The sequence below is a fragment of the Capnocytophaga sp. oral taxon 335 str. F0486 genome, from assembly GCF_000277665.1.
GTDB classification, from domain to species: Bacteria; Bacteroidota; Bacteroidia; order Flavobacteriales; family Flavobacteriaceae; genus Capnocytophaga; species Capnocytophaga ochracea.
In genome coordinates this window covers 39,477-59,777 of record NZ_AKFR01000006.1, presented here as the reverse complement: position 1 = coordinate 59,777, position 20,301 = coordinate 39,477, and the positions used below count along the sequence as shown (strand labels likewise).

19 protein-coding genes are annotated in these 20,301 nt (G+C 38.0%); 11 read left to right on the top strand and 8 right to left on the bottom strand.

The window, feature by feature from the left end; translation table 11 throughout:
* Positions 1-24 precede the first annotated feature (24 nt).
* The 11 genes from HMPREF1320_RS00810 to HMPREF1320_RS00760 all read left to right on the top strand — a co-directional run bounded on the left by HMPREF1320_RS00810 (position 25) and on the right by HMPREF1320_RS00760 (position 8,259).
* A complete protein-coding gene (locus HMPREF1320_RS00810; protein WP_009417119.1) occupies positions 25-789 on the top strand; it encodes a type III pantothenate kinase in 765 nt (254 codons plus the stop codon).
* A 6-nt stretch (positions 790-795) separates the two neighbouring features.
* Positions 796-2,076 (top strand): membrane protein, encoded by a 1,281-nt coding sequence (locus tag HMPREF1320_RS00805; RefSeq protein WP_034553740.1) that lies wholly within the window; start codon positions 796-798, stop codon positions 2,074-2,076.
* A gap of 14 nt (positions 2,077-2,090) precedes the next feature.
* Positions 2,091-3,434: a hypothetical protein gene (locus HMPREF1320_RS00800; RefSeq protein WP_009417067.1), complete on the top strand. Its 1,344-nt coding sequence runs from the start codon at positions 2,091-2,093 to the stop codon at positions 3,432-3,434.
* Between the two features lie 5 nt (positions 3,435-3,439).
* Complete coding sequence (lptC, locus tag HMPREF1320_RS00795; RefSeq protein WP_009417097.1) at positions 3,440-4,012, top strand: LPS export ABC transporter periplasmic protein LptC; 573 nt, start codon at positions 3,440-3,442, stop codon at positions 4,010-4,012.
* A gap of 14 nt (positions 4,013-4,026) precedes the next feature.
* On the top strand, positions 4,027-4,209 hold the full coding sequence (locus HMPREF1320_RS00790; RefSeq protein WP_009409979.1) for a hypothetical protein: 183 nt from the start codon (positions 4,027-4,029) through the stop codon (positions 4,207-4,209).
* Entirely contained in the window at positions 4,209-4,427 is a 219-nt protein-coding gene (locus HMPREF1320_RS00785) for a YgjV family protein (protein WP_009417104.1), read from the top strand. Before HMPREF1320_RS00790 ends, HMPREF1320_RS00785 begins: the two co-directional genes overlap by 1 nt.
* A 117-nt stretch (positions 4,428-4,544) precedes the next feature.
* Positions 4,545-5,180 carry a peroxiredoxin gene (locus HMPREF1320_RS00780; protein ID WP_009417106.1) on the top strand — a complete coding sequence of 212 codons (636 nt, stop codon included), beginning with the start codon at positions 4,545-4,547 and terminating at the stop codon, positions 5,178-5,180.
* A 132-nt stretch (positions 5,181-5,312) separates the two neighbouring features.
* Positions 5,313-5,624, top strand: a complete 312-nt coding sequence (locus HMPREF1320_RS00775; RefSeq protein WP_009417068.1) for a thioredoxin family protein — start codon at positions 5,313-5,315, stop codon at positions 5,622-5,624.
* Positions 5,605-5,862, top strand: coding sequence for a DUF6952 family protein (locus tag HMPREF1320_RS00770; protein ID WP_009417095.1), 258 nt, complete (start codon positions 5,605-5,607; stop codon positions 5,860-5,862). The genes HMPREF1320_RS00775 and HMPREF1320_RS00770 overlap by 20 nt, the downstream gene beginning before the upstream one ends.
* A gap of 278 nt (positions 5,863-6,140) precedes the next feature.
* A complete protein-coding gene (locus HMPREF1320_RS00765) occupies positions 6,141-6,557 on the top strand; it encodes a CBS domain-containing protein (RefSeq protein ID WP_009417089.1) in 417 nt (138 codons plus the stop codon).
* 535 nt (positions 6,558-7,092) lie between these two features.
* Positions 7,093-8,259, top strand: a complete 1,167-nt coding sequence (locus tag HMPREF1320_RS00760) for a cell division protein FtsB (protein WP_009417072.1) — start codon at positions 7,093-7,095, stop codon at positions 8,257-8,259.
* Positions 8,260-8,342: 83 nt separating this feature from the next.
* Here the strand turns inward: HMPREF1320_RS00760 and HMPREF1320_RS00755 are convergent, their stop codons facing one another.
* From HMPREF1320_RS00755 to HMPREF1320_RS00725, 8 genes are all read right to left on the bottom strand, one after another.
* Positions 8,343-10,634: a TonB-dependent receptor gene (locus tag HMPREF1320_RS00755; protein ID WP_009417121.1), complete on the bottom strand. Its 2,292-nt coding sequence runs from the start codon at positions 10,632-10,634 to the stop codon at positions 8,343-8,345.
* A gap of 790 nt (positions 10,635-11,424) precedes the next feature.
* Entirely contained in the window at positions 11,425-13,689 is a 2,265-nt protein-coding gene (locus HMPREF1320_RS00750; RefSeq protein WP_009417116.1) for an NADP-dependent malic enzyme, read from the bottom strand.
* Between the two features lie 133 nt (positions 13,690-13,822).
* Positions 13,823-15,763: a hypothetical protein gene (locus HMPREF1320_RS00745; protein WP_034553737.1), complete on the bottom strand. Its 1,941-nt coding sequence runs from the start codon at positions 15,761-15,763 to the stop codon at positions 13,823-13,825.
* Positions 15,764-15,815: 52 nt separating this feature from the next.
* A complete protein-coding gene (locus tag HMPREF1320_RS11825; protein WP_009417115.1) occupies positions 15,816-16,034 on the bottom strand; it encodes a PLDc N-terminal domain-containing protein in 219 nt (72 codons plus the stop codon).
* A gap of 16 nt (positions 16,035-16,050) precedes the next feature.
* On the bottom strand, positions 16,051-16,362 hold the full coding sequence (locus tag HMPREF1320_RS00740) for a hypothetical protein (RefSeq protein WP_232207518.1): 312 nt from the start codon (positions 16,360-16,362) through the stop codon (positions 16,051-16,053).
* Complete coding sequence (locus HMPREF1320_RS00735; protein WP_009417109.1) at positions 16,350-17,261, bottom strand: hypothetical protein; 912 nt, start codon at positions 17,259-17,261, stop codon at positions 16,350-16,352. The genes HMPREF1320_RS00740 and HMPREF1320_RS00735 overlap by 13 nt, the downstream gene beginning before the upstream one ends.
* Positions 17,262-17,546: 285 nt before the next feature.
* On the bottom strand, positions 17,547-19,346 hold the full coding sequence (locus HMPREF1320_RS00730) for an O-antigen ligase family protein (protein ID WP_232207517.1): 1,800 nt from the start codon (positions 19,344-19,346) through the stop codon (positions 17,547-17,549).
* 30 nt (positions 19,347-19,376) lie between these two features.
* Positions 19,377-20,252: a hypothetical protein gene (locus HMPREF1320_RS00725; RefSeq protein WP_009417098.1), complete on the bottom strand. Its 876-nt coding sequence runs from the start codon at positions 20,250-20,252 to the stop codon at positions 19,377-19,379.
* Positions 20,253-20,301: the final 49 nt, after the last annotated feature.

Sequence of the window (20,301 nt, the reverse complement as noted above, 5' to 3'; positions counted from 1 at the left end):
TCACACACCCAATGATTTTTGAAAATGAATTTAATAATAGACGAAGGTAATACGTCCATAAAAGTAGCACTGTTCAAAAAAGGAATACAAACATTCTTTCTTTCCTTTGCCAAAGAGGGTTTTCAAGAATCTTTTTTAAGCAAAGTACCTTTAAACGAGGTAACTCATTGCATCATCGCTTCGGTGGTAACTGGGGTTAAAGAGCGTTTCTCTTTCTTAGAACAACTCCTGCCAGATGTGTTATACCTCACTGCTGAAACCCCTGTGCCTTTCGTCAATAAGTATGCAACCCCTCTCTCGTTAGGTATCGACCGTTTGGCTCTGGTAGCAGGTGCGGTAACACGTTTCCCCAACCGCAACGTACTTATCATCGATGCGGGTACCTGCATTACTTTCGATATAGTTACCGATAGAAAAGAGTACCTCGGAGGAGCTATCGCCCCAGGCATAGCAATGCGCCTAAAAGCGATGCACCATTTCACTTCCAAACTGCCATTAGTATCCGAACAGCTTTTTGATACTGAACAGTTTATAGGAAATACTACCGAAAGCTGTATGCTCTCAGGTGTCTATCACAATGTGGTGTGCGAAATCGAGGGAGTGATTAAAAAATACGAAGGAAAATTCCCTTCGCTTATCACTATTTTAACAGGGGGTAATCAAAATTATTTGCAAGAAAGAATAAAAAATCAGATATTTGCAGGCTCATACGTGTTGCTCGAGGGGCTGAATGCCATCTTAGAATATCAAACAAAAGAAGGAGAGGCACACGTTACTAATATTGGATAAATATTTATGAACAAGAAACTAATCACACTTATTAGTGCTTTATTTACAACCGTTTACGTGAGTTTTGCGCAACAAACTACTGAGTCGCCTTACTCTTTTTACGGAGTCGGTGAACGCAATTTTAACGGTATAGCCGAGGAAAGTGCTATGGGCGGAATTGGTGTCTATGCCGATTCTACTCGTATCAATATGCAGAATCCTGCCTCACTTTCGCACTTAAAATTCACCGCTTTTTCAGCCGGATTTACAATGCAAAGCAAAAATATTGTTACAAATGAAACAAAAATAGGTACTAAATCCTCCGCCTTCGATTATTTTACACTCGGGTTCCCTATTCTCGAAAACTTTGGGGTATCGTTTGGGTTGGTGCCTTACTCATCGGTAGGTTATAAACTCAAGCACACCACAAGCGAAACAGTAAACCAGTTTGAAGGAAAAGGAAATGTGAATCAGTTTTTTCTTTCCTCTGGGGTAAAAATATTCGGCGGATTCAGTTTAGGAGCTTCTTTTCGTTATAACTTTGGAACCATCGATATGACCGACCTCTTGCAACAAAAAGATGTACAATTCTATACCCAAGAGTTTAGCAAATCACGCCTAAAAGGAGGTGCTTTTAACTTAGGTTTGTATTACGAAGAGACTTTGAAACACCGCTTGCGTTTGTATACCTCATTGGTATATACGCCGCAAAGCAAACTGTCTTCTGAAAACCAACGCAATATCTCTACCTTAGGCTATGTAACAGGAAACAACAGGCGTTCCGCACCACAATTGGCAATACGCGAAACACGTGCTTTAGATTTAGAAGCCTTAGGGCTCAAAAACACCTCACTTACCTTGCCCACTCAAATAGAGTTTGGATTAGGTTTAGGAGAACACCAAAAATGGTTTACAGGGATTGAGTATACCTATGCCAATACAAAAGCATTTTCAAATCCATTCCTTACTACCACCAATGTCAGTTATACCGACGGATACAAAATAGCCTTAGGAGGTTTTTGGATTCCTAACTACAATTCCTATTCAAGTTACTGGAAAAGAGTAACCTACCGTATAGGTTTGCGCTATGAAAATACAGGAATTGTGCTCAATAACGAAAACATAAACGACTTTGGCACGTCTTTTGGACTTAGTTTACCCGTAAAAGGATTTTCAAATCTTACCCTTGTGGGAGAATACGGCATAAGAGGTACTACCTCAGCCAATTTAGTAAAGGAAAATTATTTCAACTTAAAAATAGGTTTCACTTTAAACGATAAGTGGTTCCAACGAACAAAATATCAATAAAAAACAAACAAAGAATGAGAAGAAGAATTTTATTAGCCACAGTAGTTGCAAGTTTCTTTTATGCTGCCTATGCACAAGCACAAGATTGCAAAAACAACGAAGAATTAAAGCAAAAACTCTCTATATTTAGTGAGTATGCCAAAGCCAAAAATTACAAAGAGGCTTATCCTGTATGGAAGGAAGTATATACCCAATGTCCTTCTTTACACTATGCTACCTTTGCCTATGGCGAACGCATCTTGCAAGACAAAATGAATACAACCACAGGTGCTGAAAAGACTCAAAATGCCAAAGAATTGTTACAACTCTATACCGATTATAACAAAACATTCCCTACACGTCTTTCAGCTACTGAAATGCGTATTCGTCAAGCCCTCTTGATGTTCGACGAAAAAATAGGAACAGATAAAGAGATTTACGATCTTTTGCACAAAGCCTTTACCGAAGATAAAGCTAACTTTAAAAACGAAAAGGCTCTGTACTTGTACTTCTCTGAATTAGTTTCTTTACACGAAAAAGGACAAAAAGAATTGCAAGAAGTATTCGATGCTTATGACAACGTATCCGATAAAATTCAAGACGAAAAGAATGAGCTTTCTGAAACTATCAACAAGTATTTAGCTCAAGAAGAAGCAGGTACTCTTAGCGAAAAAGACAAAAGGCTCTTGGACGGTTGTCGTAAACGCGTAGATAACTACGAAACTATTGCAGAGAGCGTAGATGCTAAACTCGGTCAGCTTGCTGATTGTAAAAACCTTATTCCTCTTTACACCAAGAACTTTGAGGCAAATAAGAACAATGAAGAATGGTTGCGCCGTGCAGCAGGTAAAATGTCAGATAAAGATTGTACCAAAGACCCTCTATTCGTGAAAATCGTAACCTCATTGCACAACGTAAAACCGTCAGCAAACTCAGCTTACTATTTAGGGGTAATGAATGACAAAGCAGGAAACTCTTCTAGAGCCATTCAGTACTACAATGAGTCAGTGAACTTAGAGACAGACAACTTTAAGAAATCAAAATTGCTCATTCGTATCGCCTCTAAACACAGCAAAGCACAAGCGGTTGCCTATGCTCAAAAAGCACTTTCTTACAACCCTTCAAACTCCGACGCTTATCGTATTATGGCACACGCCTACGCAAGCTCAGCTAATGAATGTGGTAGTACTCCTTTTGAAAAAAGAGCCGTTTATTGGTTAGCTGCTAAAACTGCTCGTAAAGGAGGTTTGGAAAGTTTAGCTGCTCGTTACGATGCTTTAGCTCCTTCAAAAGTAGATGTATTTGAATCTGGTTTAGCAGGTAAAAACATTACTTTTAAATGCTGGATAGGACAATCTATCACAGTGCCACGTTTGTAAAACATATGAAGGTATTGATTTTAGATATTACGAAAAGTATTGCCGTACTAATAAGTATGGCAATGCTTTTTTCGTGTAATAACGATATGCGCAATCTCCAACAGCTGAGCATTCAAAAGAAATTCCCGCAAGGAGAAGCCTTTGATTTTAAACTCGTATACACCGATTCTACTAAGGTGGTTGCTGTTGTTACCAGTAAATTAAATAAAGATTTTACCAATCAGCGTATGCCGTACTCTGAATTCCCCGAAGGGGTGAAAGTAGAGTTTTACGACCAAGCACGACATAAAAATATCGTAGAGGCTAACTACGGCATTATCTATCCGAGCTCCGATATGGTAGAACTGCGCGACAATGTAGTACTCACTACTTATGACGGTAAGAAACTAAAAACATCTCAGCTCTTTTGGGACCAAAAAGAAGATTGGATTTTTACCGATAGAGAATTTAGTTTTACCGATGAAACTAAAGGTACTGTTACTAATGGTATAGGTATGGATTTCGACAAGAAATTTTCGACTGTAAAAGCGCATAAAACTACAGGTATCTTAGCTATTGAAGATAACGAAGAAGAATAACAATATAAAATAGTATGAACGCACGTATATTTTTTGAATATGCCTATTTGGCAATCGCTCTTTACTGTGCCTATGAGGTTTATAACTTGTGGGGCACTGCTGACCGCACTCAGTGGTATTTGTACATCGCCTTTGCTTTGGGAGCCTTGGCAATGTTTTGGTTCAGACGTCAAACCCGGCTTAAACGCAAAAAATAATGATTGATATTATTGGTTATGCTGCTTCACTTTTTGTAGTGCTCAGCTTTTTGATTAAAGATAATCTTGTGTATATACGCCTTACTAATTTGGTGGGGTGCGCTCTCTTTGTTGTTTACGGTTACTTAATTAATAGTATTCCGGTGATACTGCCTAACAGCTTTTTAATAATAGTACAAATAGTGTATATTTGGCGAGAATTACGCAAGAAGAAATAAAAGAACTTTCTTGCATAATTATTATTTATCTTCATATAAAATCTTTCAATAAAAAAACGTTTCTTCCTATACAAAAACACCCTACTTTTGCACCCGTAAAACAAAATACAATATTATATGTCATTTGTAGGAAAACAATTCCCCAATATCGAAGTGAATGCTATGAGCGACCTTGGGGATACATTCAAAATAAACGTGCTTTCAGAAGCTGTGAACAACAAAAAGAAAGTTCTTCTTTTCTGGTATCCTAAAGATTTTACCTTTGTATGCCCTACTGAGCTTCACGCTTTCCAAGAAGCTTTGGCTGAGTTTGAGAAACGCAATGTGAAAGTAATAGGTGCTTCTTGCGATACTGCCGAAGTACACTTTGCTTGGCTCAATACTCCTAAAAACAATGGAGGTATAGAAGGCGTAACTTACCCTATCCTTGCTGATAGCAACCGCAACCTCGCTCGTATTTTAGGTATTCTCGACTCTCGTGAAATTTACGACGAAACAGCTGATGCTTACCTTCTTGAAGGTGATGATGTAACTTTCCGTGCTACTTATCTTATCGATGAAACGGGAAAAGTATTTCACGAAAGTATTAACGATATGCCATTAGGGCGCAATGTAAAAGAATATTTGCGTTTGGTAGATGCTTATACTCACGTACAACAACACGGTGAAGTATGCCCTGCTAACTGGGAAGAAGGTAAAGAGGCTATGCACGCTGACCGCAAAGGAGTAGCCAGCTACTTGGCTTCTCACTAAAAAGTAAACAACACTCTTATAGATAACTTGATCATTGTAAGGAACTCATTCTCCCCCTCTTCTCTTTGCGAGAGGGGGGATGAGAATGAGAAAATCACACACTAAAAAACTCATCACTATTTTATTTTTATAATGACAGAACTTACCCAAGATAACTTGCAAGAAATAATAGCTTCTAATCCTCTTGTATTCGTACAATACGGCGCAGGATGGTGTGGTAATTGCAAGATAATGAAACCAAAGTTTAAAAAGTATGCCAGCGAAACTCCTAATGCTACTTTTATTTATGTAGATGCAGAAGCTTTCACAGAGTCGCGTAAATTAGCCAAAGTAGATAATTTGCCTACCTTCGCTGCTTTTAAAAACGGTACTTTGGTGAACCAAATACAAACGAATAAAGCCGAACTCTTAAAGCAATTTATAGATGAGATTACCGGTAATTAAACACATCGTTCAATTTATTGAGACAAACGACCAAGATTACGTGAATGAGACGATAGAAACGCTCGAAAATCTCATAGAATGTGAGCAACTCAAAGATGAGGAGCTGGACGTAATAGGCGAATTGCTCTCCAACTTCTACGGAGCTATCGAGGTAGACAATATGATTAAACAAGGTACTCCACAGAAAGACGCCCTTAACAGCTTTATGAAGCGTGTAGTAGGGTCTATTGACAAGTAAAATTATTATTATTTCTTTCACTAACTAGAAACGAAAGAGCCGTTCAGAGATGTCTGAACGGCTTTTTCTATTTTATATACTCCCAAAGGTAAGACGAAGAAAGATTAGACCGACACAACATCAGTTTGAGTTAAAGTAAGCTGTGAAAGCTCGGGAGTTGAGGTATGTTAGAACGTTAAATATTTGTTAAACACTTTGCTTTATATCTCTTTTATAACTACCTTTGTGGGGTAATTTAACTACAAAACGGAATTATTCATTTTAAAAACGTATATATTATGAAACAAAGAGTACCTGTATCACAAATTATGAGTAAGGAGTTAGTAACTCTTACTCCTACTCAATCGCTTTATGAGGCTGAGCGACTGTTTAAGAAGCATAATATTCGCCATATTCCTGTGGTAGAAGGAGATAAGCTTATAGGTATCGTAAGCTATTCTGACCTTTTGCGCATTAGTTTTGCTGATATGACTGATGGCGAAGAGGAGGTTACTTCGGTGGTGTATGATATGTATACTATTCCACAGATTATGGCTAAAACACCTCTTACGGTGAGTGCTGATACCTCGATTAAAGAAGTGGCTGAAATATTAGCCGACCAAAGTTTTCACTCTATACCGGTGGTAGATAACGGCAAGTTAGTGGGATTGGTTACAACCACTGACCTTATTAAATATCTTTTGGAACAATACTAAGTGCGAGCCATACAGACGGTGTGAGCCACACGGGCGGAGAAAATTAGCAAATGAGAAAATGAGAGAATTAGAAAATGGGGTACGAGCTACAAGCTCGCACTAGCGGAGGGTGTACCCCTAAAAGTGACATATCTGAGGAAGCGGAATGAAACGGAGAAATTCAAAAGGTAGCTGAGAGGAATTTTGGTGAAAAAAGGGTGTAAGAAGGGTGGGGTTAGCTTATAGAAAGCTTATAGGAAGCTTATACGAATCTTGGACGATTGGTATAGAAAGGGTGTGTAAGTGGTTGATTCATACCATAATACAACAAGGCTAAAAATGCCAAAAACGAGGTTTCGAGGCGAAAGAAAGAGGAAGAGGCACTAGGCCTTAGGCACTAGGGGGAAACACCCCCCTCTCACATACTCCGCTCTCGCGGACTTCCTCGCTACCCTCAGCTGTTCTCATTTCTAACAACTAACTACTAATGAATAAAATTTGCTGATTAACAATTTATTATTACTTTTGCATCTAAATTCATAAAATATTACATCCAATGAAAAAAATTTTATTCAGTATCGCAGCAATGGCAATGCTTGTAGGCTGTGGCAGTAAAGACGATGATACCCCTCCTAATGGCGGTAATGGTACTACTACTCCTACTACCCAAAGTGACTACTTGCCTACTAAAAAAGTAAGTACTATTTCTTGTAACTTCATTATAGTGGAAATAGACTATACAGGTGGTGCTCCTGCCCCTTCTCTTGAAAGTACCTTAGAACCCTCTCTCAACGGTCAAAAATTTGTAGCAAAAACTTTGAACTTTGCTTATGAATACGATGAAAAAGGAAGAATCAAAAAGATTACTAGAAAGGAAGAGGGCAAAAGTGATAATGTAAAAACATTTATTTATGGAGATAGCTCTGTGAAAATAACTTTTCCCAATGAAGATACAGGGGGTGTAGAAAATTTTGAAGTAGGACTCAATGCCACTGGTAATATGTTAGGTTTAGGAACTTACGACAGCAAGGAACGATTAACAAATGTTCCAAAAATAGGGGATTTTGAGTGGACAAATGACAATTTGACTAAGATTAGTGAAAAGAGAAATTGGGACGGTAAAATTACCACCTTTGAAAATCAGCTTTCTTATAACAACAACTTGAACAAAAATAAGTTTTTGTTGTACAACTTTGAAGGGGATATCGTGGGTAGTTATATGCAGTATTTTGACTTTCGAATAGGTTGGATACAAGGAGTGGCTCCTAAGAACTTGTTACAACAAATGGTTTTAACAAAAGATGGCACTGCATTAAATTATACTCATAACTATACTTATACTTTTGACAACGACGGTTTTGTAAAGACTATCAACGAAACCCGAAATGCAAGAGCTGGTAGTAATACAGGTCTTGGTTATTTTACTGATGCTGATTATTTAACAAAATTAAACACACTTATTACTAACATTCAAAATGGTACTGAGAAAAGCAAAAAGTACCAATTGATAAGCGATAAAAGTGATGAAAAAGTGTTTGATATTATTATCCCTATAAAAGTAGAGAAAGATAAGAATGGTAAAACTATCGACTTAACAGTGAATAAAGTAGCTCGCCACACTTTCAAACTTAAAACTAAAAATGGAACACAAGTAATAGATAATATTGGTATTGATATTAGTTATAACAGTGATATGACTACTACTTATCAGTTGAATTACTAATATTTCTAATAGACAAATAATAAAAAAGCGACTCGAAAATGAGTCGCTTTTTTGTTGCAAACTTTGCAAAGTTAATATGAATACTAAATCTTCACTTTCAAACCTACAAACACGGTGCGAGGTAGCGAAGGACCATAGATGTAATCGGCGTCGCGTTCAGCACCTTTATCGAAATCTTTTTGATATTGGTTGAAGAGGTTTTTGATACCGCAACTCACTTCTAAGGGAAAGAAAGTTTGGAATTTAAACTCATAAGCGGTGTTCACGCCTACGTCCCACATTGCAGGAGTGGTCTCCAAACGCGTATCAGGAATATATCCCTTTAAGTGAGTGGTTTTCATACTACCTGTATATACAGTTACAAAGTTGATATCCCAATTAGGGCGTGGTTTATAAGTTGCCATTAGGTTGCCATACACACTTGGCGTGCGGAGAATTTCATCGGTATAGACGTTTTCTTCGGGGTTTTGCACACTATTGTATTTAGAACTTTGGATAGTAGTGGCGAGTTGTAGCATAAATTTGGGATTGGGGCTATACTTCACTTCTATATTTACTCCCTTCACTACGGCACCATCGGAATTGCGTTTCTCACGGATAGGCAATCCGTTTTCTAAACCTACATCTTCATAAGTAAAGCGATCGTGCAAAGCTGTATAAAACCCTTCAATCATCGCTACAAATTGGTGGTTATCGTGAGCGTGGTTATATTCGAAAGAAGCGGTAAAGCTATCGGAGGTCTCTTTTTTAAGATCATCAGCGAGTTTTACGCGTCGTGCTTCACCTCCTTGCAATTCGCTGTGTACATCTTCTGAATAGAAGAAAGGCGCTCTAAATCCTCTTGAATACGAACCCCGAGCAATGAAATTCTCATCGATATTGTAGAGGACACTCGCACGAGGGTTGAGTGCTGTAACGCTTTTCTTCATTATATCGGAATTGACATTGTCAAATCGGACACCCCCGAGCACTTTGATTTTGGGAGAGATACGCCAATCGGCTTGAGTGAAGAGACCAAATGTATTCGCTTTTTGGTTTACGGCAAGCACATTAGGATTCTGACGCTTTTCGGCTATCTTGTCGTATTGATATTCGGCGCCCGACGTCCATTGCAAATTGCCGTTGCCCGTAGGCACATAAGCCGTATGCTGTCCGCCGAGTAACCATATGTTTTCTTTAGTAACCCCATAGTTGCCAGAAGACGCTACTATATCAGTACCGTCGAAACTGCCGTAATAGTTATCGGCGCGAGTGCGTTCGGCACTGGTATAGGCGGTGAACTTATGGTTATAAGCAGGCGAAAAGTAGTCGAAACTTGCATTCCCTCCAAGCATTTGAGTGCGAATGCTCTCGGCAAGGTCGGCAAGGTGTTCGGGTTCGTCGAGTTTATTACCTCCGCGACGGTTTTCGTTGCTCACGTTCAGTTCGGCGGTGAGCTTATGACGGTCGGTGAAATCATTAAAGAGTTTCGCACCCGCATTAAGGTTGCGCAAACGAGTGATTTCGGTAAAGTCATCGCCATTATCGTCGTAAGACTGACGTGTGCGTTGCATAGCGTGGAAAGAGATACCGCGCATATAATTCTCACTCACGAGAGAGCCATTGAAGGAGCTTACCACATCGCCTGATTTACCGCCTATGAGATTGCCCACAATACCTGCTTGCGCCTCGTTTTTAGTAGGGTTTTTAGTAATCACGTTGATAGTACCGGCAATGGCATTAGAGCCAAAAAGCGCTGAGCCACCTCCACGAATCACCTCTATGCGCTCAATCATATTGGCAGGGATTTGGTCTAAGCCATACACACCATTAAGCGAGCCAAAGATAGGACGGCTATCGATGAGAATTTGGGAATAAGCACCCTCCAAACCGTTGATGCGCACTTGGGAAGTACCACAGTTCTGGCAGTTTACTTCGGTGCGCAAACCCGGTTGGAATACCAGACCTTCCATCAAGGTATGGGCTTTAACGTTTGCCAGTTCGCGATTGGTAGTAACACTCACCAATACAGGTGCGTCCTTACGGTTTTCTTTGGTTTTGGTAGCTGTTACGACCACTTCTTCCATTCCGACTACATCTTCTTTGAGAGAGACATCTTGAGAGAGAGTCTCTTCTCCTGTGATTACAACTTTATCGTTATAAGGAATATACCCCAACGAACGCACTTTTAGCCTATATTCACCAGCGGGTAAGGAAAGAGAATACTGACCATTGCGGTCGGAGGTTGTCCATTTTTTGAAGGTTTTACCTTCGAGTTGGACAGTTACGGCTTCTAAGGGTTGACCCTCTGCCGTGATAGTACCTTTGATAGTACCTTCCTGAGAGAAACTCAAAATACTAAAAGCTAAAGAGATAGCTAATAAAAAAGTTTTCATATATTACTAATATCATTATTTTGGGGCAAAGGTAGTATATTTTTAGATTATACGAAAACAAATTAAAAATTATTTTTAGGTTTATGTAAAAATAATTAAAGAGAGAACATTAAAAGTTGAAAATCAACGGTAGTTGTTTACGTTTTGCGAAATACACCTTGTGTGTGGTTACATCTATATTAGCCGATTATAAACATTCCTCCCTACCCTCCCTCAAATGGGGTAGTAGCGATGCTTATCATAGACGAAGAACATAACTCTTAATAAAAACAATATACTATTTTTCTTCAACTCTTAATTCGCTTTGTACATATCGAACTGAGTTATAGTTGATAATTTTGCGCAGTTGCTCTGTGAGACCTCTGACGGACTTTAAATAAATTTTAAACGGAACTACAGTGGGTTTTCAGTGGGTCTACAGTGGGTCTACAGTGGGTCTACAGTGGCTCTACAGTGGGTCTACAACGATGGTTAATAAAATTATAATCGAACATTAATTGAGCTTATGGTCTTGCTATCTGCTCATATCAGTCATTTTATAGGTTAGAATTGTCGGATATAAAATAAGTAACGTGGGCTGGAGGTAAAATGCTTGGAGTGGAATATGTGAGAGATAGTGAAAGAAAGGTGGTTTATTGCCTCAAGTAAGTAAAATACTAAAGGTAGCAATATGATTACTAAGTAATAAAAAAAGGCTGTTCAATAATATTGAACAGCCTTTTTTATAATATGAAAACAACATTTTTTTATTGTTTATATAACTTCGCAGTAATTGTTTGTGCGACTCGTACTATTTTTGTTGAGCGTCAATTACTGCAAGGGTAGCGAGATTTACCATTTCGTCGACAGTAGAACCGATAGTGGTGATGTGAATGGGTTTAGAAAGACCTAAAATCACAGGACCTATGGTGTCTAAGTGTTGGGTTTCCTTGAGAAGCTTGTAACTGATATTTGCCGCTTCGAGATTAGGGAAGATGAGTACATTAGCCCCTTTGCCCTTGTTGAGCTTAGAGAACGGATAGTTCTTGGCAATCTTCTCAGGATTGAGAGCAAAATCGGCTTGGATTTCACCATCGACTACTAAATCGGGGTGGTGCTTGTGGAGGTAAGCTACTGCCTCACGTACTTTCAGGCTACTTTCGGATACTGCCGAACCAAAGTTAGAATACGACAACATCGCTACCGAAGGTTTTAAGCCGAAGAACTTCACAGCACGAGCCGTAAGCAAGGCGATGTTAGCCAACTCTTCGGCAGTAGGGTCGATATTGATAGTAGCATCTGAAAGGAATAAAGGACCCTGTTTGGTGAGCATAATGCTGGTGGCTGCGATACGCTCTACACCTTCGTCTTTTTTAATAATCTCCAATACAGGGCGAATCGCATTAGGATAAGCGTGAGAGTAACCAGTAATCATTGCATCGGCTTGACCGGTTTCTACGAGCATCGTACCAAAGTAATTGCGCTCGCGCATTAGGCGTTCGGCTACTTCGTAGGTGATACCACGACGTTCGCGCAGTTTCCAATAATGCTTTACAAACTTCTCACGACGTGTTTTTTCGGCATCACTTTTAGGGTCGATTACATCTACACGACCGGAGAAACCTATTTCGTATTTGAGCGCTTTTATCACTTCTTTGTTACCCAAAAGCACAGGAATACCGATACCATCTTCATAAATGCGTTGAGCAGCTTTAAGCACTTCTAATTGGTCGGCTTCAGCAAATACTACGCGTTTAGGATTTCGTTTGGCACGGTCTTGCAATAGGCGTATTTCTTTGCTACCTACACCAATTCTGTCCATTAGTTCGCCTTTGTAGGCTTCCCAGTTGGTAATAGGCTTTTGTGCTACCCCCGAATCCATAGCGGCTTTGGCAATAGCGGGCGGTACTTCGTATATCAAACGAGGGTCGAACGGCTTAGGAATAATATAGTTACGACCAAAGGTGAGATTTTCACCTCCGTATACCAAACTTACTTGCTGAGGTACAGTTTTTTTGGCAAGATCGGCGATAGCACGTACCGCAGCGAGTTTCATTTCTTCGTTGATTTTAGTAGCGCGAACGTCCAACGCTCCGCGGAAGATATAAGGGAAACCGAGCACGTTGTTCACTTGGTTAGGGAAGTCGGAACGACCTGTAGCCATAATGATATCTTTGCGGGTTTTCACCGCCAAATCGTAATCGATTTCAGGAATAGGGTTTGCCATTGCAAATACAATAGCGTCCTTATTCATAGAGAGCAACATCTCGGGGGTAAGCACATCTCCCTTAGAAAGACCGATGAATACATCAGAACCTTTTACCGCTTCTTCGAGAGTACGGAGATTGCGGTCGGTAGCAAATTCGGCTTTTTGTTCGGTGAGGTTGGGAGCGTCTTTACGAATCACACCCTTACTATCGCACATTACGATGTTCTTAGGGTTGGCTCCCAAAGCCACGTACAAGCGTGTACAAGAGATAGCGGCGGCTCCTGCGCCGTTTACTACTATCTGCGCTTTGGCAATGTCCTTACCTACAATTTCTAAAGCATTGACAAGGGCTGCTGCCGAGATGATAGCTGTACCGTGCTGGTCGTCGTGCATTACAGGGATATCCAATTCCTCTTTTAGGCGACGTTCAATCTCGAAAGCCTCAGGTGCTTTGATATCTTCGAGGTTGATACCCCCGAAGGTAGGAGCAATAGCTTTTACGGTTTCTACGAACTTATCGACATCGGTGGCATCTACTTCGATGTCGAACACATCGATACCTGCAAATATTTTGAAAAGCAAACCCTTTCCTTCCATTACAGGTTTAGAGGCATCAGCGCCTATATCGCCTAAACCGAGCACGGCAGTACCGTTGGAGATTACGGCTACGAGGTTGCTCTTGGCAGTATACTTATAGGCGTTGCTTTTATCTTCGGCAATTGCCAAGCAAGGTTCGGCTACTCCAGGAGAGTAAGCCAACGCGAGGTCGTGTTGTGTAGAATGTTTTTTGGTAGGCACAATAGCGATTTTACCAGGTTGTGGAAACTCGTGATAGTGTAGTGCCTCTTCTTTTTTTCTTTGATCCATTTGATTTAGGTAAGAGGTAAGAGGTAAGAGGTAACGGCATTTGTTACCTAATTACTTGTTACCTATTATTTGTTTAGGGGGCAAAGGTAATAAATAATTACGAATGACGAATGAGGAATAGTGAGAAAGTTATTTAATTTAGATTTTGAGATACGTTTTTTTCTTCTTCAAAAATAGGGAATATCTGTCGGTTGTTTTGATATAAGAAGATTTGTTCTTCCTTGCCTCTGGTTTTATTTTTAAGCCATAGTACCGCATTTTTAGGTGCTTGATAGTATAGTTTTTCTGTTTTAGTCCCTTTTTGTTCGCCTAATGACACCCACCCTTTAATACCCTTGTTATAAAAGAGTTCATATACATCACCTTCTCTGATGAAATTATCATCATTACGGGGAATGAGTATTACTTTTGTAATGCTTTGTGGTGTACTGGATTTAAAGAATAGACTTGTGCCTGTTTCCCAAGTATGGAAATAAGAAACAGGGTCATTATCGTAACAATTTTTGAGCTGAAAAAGCGCAATATCTTTCCAAGGTTTGCCATTGCTATAGATAGTATCGAAGACAACTTCTTTGTTATCTTTCCCGAAAAAATGAATTTCAGCAATAGAAAGTACAGAATCTTTGGGTACTTCATATTGAAAATAACGATAGGCTTTTTGCGAGTGAATAGGTACTTCTATTACATTTTGAACAGGCAAAGACTTCATTATATGCAGGGTTTCAACAGGAGAAAAACTAACATTATTACTTGCTTTGAGTGTTGTATTTAAAAGCCAATTTTTAAAACGAGCAGAACTAGTTTTGCGCAAAGGGTATTTACGGGTAAGTACTACCTCTTGCTTTTCTTGAGGAATAAAACTGTGTACCTTATCTTTTTGAAGCATAAAAGGGTAGGCTATAGGCGTGAGTTCGCCGTTTTCATAGCTCAGAGGCTGGTAAATCACAAAAGGTTCTATATTTTCAAACGTGGCTGTATTATTTGTTACTTTACCTTGTCCTACGACTAACCACCCCATACGAGCGGTAAAGACCCCAATAAAAGCATTTTTAGCTTCGCTTTGTAGTGAAACAATAGCTCTGTTTTTACCAAAGTATTCTTGGGAAACATCTTTTAAGAAAGGATTTTGTAATGAGGGAGGTAGTTGAGATAACTCTTGAAAGGGGCGTTGGATTCCATAGGTCATTCTAAAGACCTTCACTTTTTTGCGTTTATCAGTAAAAGAGGGGTCGCGAGTAGCATCATATTGTTCATACCAAAAGGATAGATATCTGCCGGTAGTATCGCGCACCACACTCCACTCGTGGTCTGATTGGTATTCGGGAGAGTACAAATAGATATCTGTAGTAACAGGGATCCCTACTGCCCGCATCACGTAAGTAGCAATATCACAGGCATCCCGACAAGTACCTATCCTATTGTCTAACTGAAAAAGTGCTCCTTGACGAGGAGTGCCAAAATCAACGAAGTAATAGAATTTCTTTTCCTCTCGCAAGTAACGAGAAAGTATATTGCAAGCCTCTATTACATCTGTACCTTGATAGAGAGAATCTAAGATATGGTTATATTTTTGATAGTATTGCTTGCGCCAATTGGTTAATGGCTCTTCGGCAATACGATAAGGCAATATGAGCTCACAAAAATCTTCAAAAGAGAGGTTTTTATTCCAAGGTTTTTCCTTCCAAACTTTAAACGCATAGTCAATATTTTCAATAAGCATAGAAGCTTTTACCTCTTTGATATCTTGTTTATAAGTAACATTGGAGGTCTCCTCTTGCCAGCTTACTCCTTTTTGGCGTTCTGCTTCGGTTAAGTCTCCCTTTTTAAAGATATGCATTAAAAGTGTTTTTATACTATCTATCTCAGGGCTCACCTGATACTCATAATAAGGCATATTTTTTATAAGGAACACAGCAGCTTGATATTTTAAGCTGTCGTTTTGGTAGTGAGCTAATACCTTTTTTAACTCGGGGCGGTTAGTCCCCGCCTGTTGTAAAGCAAATTCTAAAGCCTCGTTTTTAGTGGAGCAAGAAAATAAAAGAGAAAGCAGAGTAATGGATATAAGATATTTCATAAAGAGGTACAAAAGCCCCTGCTTTTGGGCAAGGGCTTGTTTTAAAGATTAATTAAATACGTTGTGAGAAAAGACTGCTTTTCGGTCTTTGGCTGTGTTTTCTATGAAAATATAAGAGCGTACCTAAAAAAGGAAATAATAAGATAATAAATATCCAATACATTTCTACGGTAGGGTCTTTCTTGTAATGACGATAGAAAACATCTAACAGTCCCCAAAGTATTAAAAGGAAAAGCAGTATCAGAAAAGTTGTAACTAAAAAAGGTTCCATAATATAATATGATGGATTAAAAAAGTTTATCTAACAATCTTACTACACCTTCTGCTACAAAAACACCAACAACCACAGCTACAAATATAGTTATATAATCTATATTTTTTAGTGTCAAAATTGTATTAGTCTTTTGGGCTTGCCGTTCTTTATTATTGATAAATATATTAGCAAAGAGGACAGCCAAAACTACTATAGAGGTATACCCCTCGCTTCTTCCAAAAAAGGAAGAAAACAGCAGGCTAACTAATATTGTGGTAACTATGGCTATTGAATAAATAATAATCTGTTTTTTTAAAGGCATAATAAAATGGTTTAAATCATCCAATCAAGGAGTTTTTTCACACCTTCTGTTACAGAAGCTCCTACGGCACCACCTACAATAGCACTTCCATAAGCTACTTGTCCTGCAACTGGAATTACATTTACAATAGCAGCTCCAGCTGCGCCACCAGCAGCTCCAGCAACATCATATTTAACAATATCTTTAGTAGTTTCCCAACCACTATTACTATTACTATTTCCTTGTTCTGAGTCTGAGTCAGCCGATCTGCGTATCGCTCTCAATGTTCCTTCTTTCGATAAAAACTTCCATTTATCAGCATTTTTACTCCAATATGCGTAAGAATATTTTGCTGTCTGAGTTGCAGAAAAAAGAATGATAAGATTTTTCTCTGTTAATTTATTATCCATTTCAATTCTTTTTTCTAGATTAGAAATTTTTTCCCCAACATCTGTATTGGAACCAATCTGATCAAGAATTTTGTCTAAATCCTCTAAATACCCCTTTATTTCTTCTGGGAAATCTATAGTTGATTCATTAGATATAGAAACTCTTGAAGCATTAGATATAGAAACTCTTGAAGCAATAGTACTCTCTGAACTAAAAGCTTTTTTGATATTTGCGACAGCTAATTCATTTGATTCTTTAGAATACTTATTGTTAGATTCAACTCTTGAAATTAGGAAATCTTCTAATCTCTGTTTTCTGTTATCAATTGTTCTAGCTACATAGCTATTTTTTCGATGTTCTTTCTTTAGAAATTGGAAACTTTCTTCTAATAATTGGTTATGTTCAATCCCAACAAACTCCATACTTTTTGCTGTAATAGAAGATTTATTAGGTTTTTCAATTTCATTTTTCTTATCTGTTTGACAAGAATAGAATACTAAGCCTCCTATAATAATTAATGAGGCAATTACAATTTTAAAAACATTTTTTTTCATCTTTAATTTATTTTTTTTTTGATTAATACTTTTTGATTTTGCACTGTTTTTCGTATAAGGAAATAACTCGTAGCTTAGTTATCTATTTATCTTCTCGAAAGGCAAATATAAATCCTTGTTTAGCTAATGTGAATGTTTGCGGTATAATATTTATTGGTTTTTACGGCACAAACATACTACAAAAAAATGATAACTTCCAAATAAATTATAAAATATTTTTAAACACAGCTCTTATTCCTTCCAAATATTAATTATTTATTGTGTTATTAAATTAACAACAAATAGTTATTTTGTGTCTGGTTTATCATTCATTTTTAATAGTTCTTTCATCTCTTCTCGTATTTGATAAGTGGCGATAGAAGGTATTTTTACAGGCATTTGCAATATGATAGTAGCTTCTTGCTTTGCTTTGGTAAAGTTTTCTTGTTTCTCATACATCTTTGCTAATAAGTAGTGAGGATAGAGACGGTTAGGTATCATATCACAGGCTTTTTGATAGTGTTGTATAGCTTGTGGATAGCCTTGCAAAGCTGTGTAATTATCGCCTAAAGAGGTTTGAACAACCGTATTGTTTAAATATTGCTCTGCTTGGTGAAGCACAAAATTGGAGCATTGAGGTTGTTCTGCTAAGCTTAAAGCCTTTCCGTAGTGCATTAAAAACTCACCATTTGTTTTTAAATATTTACAAGAACTTTTATATAATGATATACTTTCTTTAAAATTCATTTCTTGATAAGCATCGAATGCTTTCTTCCAAATACTATAACCCGTATGCAAACTGTGAGCATTATAGAGTTGTAACCCTATCCAAGCAATGGTTATTGAAAGGATTTGCCAACGCATAAAAGCATAAGGCAGTTTGAGTTCTTGTTTGTTTTTTGCTGAAAAAGCAATAAATGCTATTGCGGTGAAAGCTATCAGTTTAAGGGGGAGAATCTGTAAAGGATATGAAAAACACGCAAATGCTGATAAAACAAGTATAAGGCAAGTACTTATGTTACGAACTATACTTTTAGGCTGTTTGAATATGAGCCATATAAGCGTTACAAGCAACAAAAATCCTAGAATGCCTTCTTCTATAAAAAACTGCAGAAAATCATTAAAGGCATATACTACGTTGTCAGACAAAGCTATTTCTTGTTTAGAAGCTTTGTTTTTAGCAAAATACTGCGCTTGATAATCCATATAATGAGCTTTATAACCATCAAGACCTGTGCCTGTGAGAGAAAAATCTTTGAGCATTTCAGTACTTATTTTCCATACTAATACGCGTCCATCGGCAGAGTCTTTTCGCATAGTGTAGAAAAAGAAAGTACATACGGCTATAAGCACAAATGCTGTTGCAATATATCTATATCGCTTGATAGAGAATTTTATCTTTTGAGTTACCTTTGTATAAACCATATAAGACGTCCCTATAATAAAAGCTAACCACGAAGCTCTTGACTGCAGGATAATGAGTACACCTATGCTCAATAAAATGTTTAAAACACTAAGATAATACAGGAATTTTACAATTGTTTTTCGTGCTTTTATACTGGTAATATATCTATAAAGACTCTTTCTGTACAATAGTAGAAATACACTAAACATACTACCTACCGCAATAAGTCCAGCGAAAGGAGCAGGATTGAAAAAGCTACCTGTAAGTGCATAGTTAGAATGGAAAGACTCAAATACATAAAAATATTGTCCACACCCGTATAGTGTATTGACAAAAATAGCTAAACTGACTCCTAATACAATAGCTAATATTGTCTTTTCTGCTCTTATGACATTCCTCAAGAACAAATAATAAGCATAACAGCTGATAAGGTCGTAATAACGCAATGAGTTGATTGTACCTTTTATAAGGGCATTAGAAATGATATGAACCAGCAGTGCAAATACAACAAGATCTATTGATGAGACAAATAAATTCTTTTTTGACAAGATTATTTGCCAAATGAAGTAAAAAATGAATCCTACAGAGAGAATTGTAAAAACTATTGTTTTAGAAGCGAAAGTACTATTTTGATAGCAGTCAAAAGTAACTAAACTTACTAAAGTAGTTATCAAAAACGAATTACTTAGTGTTATGCGCATTTTGTATTCTTTTTTTGCTTGGAGTTCTGCTTATTTCTTCATCATCTTTGCTGAAAATATAAAAATAAGTAGTACAATCACTCCCATTACCCACCAAAGGAGTTGCTGATGAGATTTTTCGGCAGGAGAGGAAGATGCTTTTACAGAAGCGCTTTCTGTTTTGGGTTGTTTGAGGACTTCGCCATATTGCAATTCGGTGAGTTGTTTGGGGATATCGGTTATGAAGTGCTCTATATCATATTCGGGGGTATAATCATCTTCTTTGCCATAAGCTAAATAATAGGTGCAATTAGGGTCTAAAAAACGAGCTGCTAAGGTATAACGTATTGCATACACTACGACTTCGCTAATAGGAAGAGGCTCGTTATCTCCGTTTTCTATTATTATTTGTCCGTATTTCACAAGAATATCATCAAAGGAGAAGGTATTATTGGTTTTAGAACTAAGAGGTGCTTCTCTTAAATCGTAAGAACAATAACTATCACAACGCTTTTGCGCATACGATTCGGTAACAGAAGTAGCGAGATTTAGCTTCCTGTAATAATCATAAGAGGCTTGAGGGACAACGCGTATCTTACAGATGCGAAGAGCCTGAGGCAGACTGAAGTTTATGTAACTGCATTTGGTTTCTTTACTGTTTATTACTGAGAAATTGACCTTGTGTTTTACGATGTTATTAGTGTCGATTACTGTATAAGGGACTTCGATGGTATCAGTAGCCGATACGCCATAAATACGGAGGTCAGTGCCATAACTTTGGAATTGTGCAAAGATATGGTCGGGTAGAATGAGTTTATGCCAAGTGTTCCCCTTTACACCTTTCAGTTCTTGCTTATAGGTGTAAGAAGAGAGTTGTGCATAAGTTGTAGTGGTTAGGAGAGTAAAGAGCAAAAGAAAGCGTTTCATATCATTGCTTATTAAAATATCTGTGCAAAGATAGCCTGTTTTAACTAAA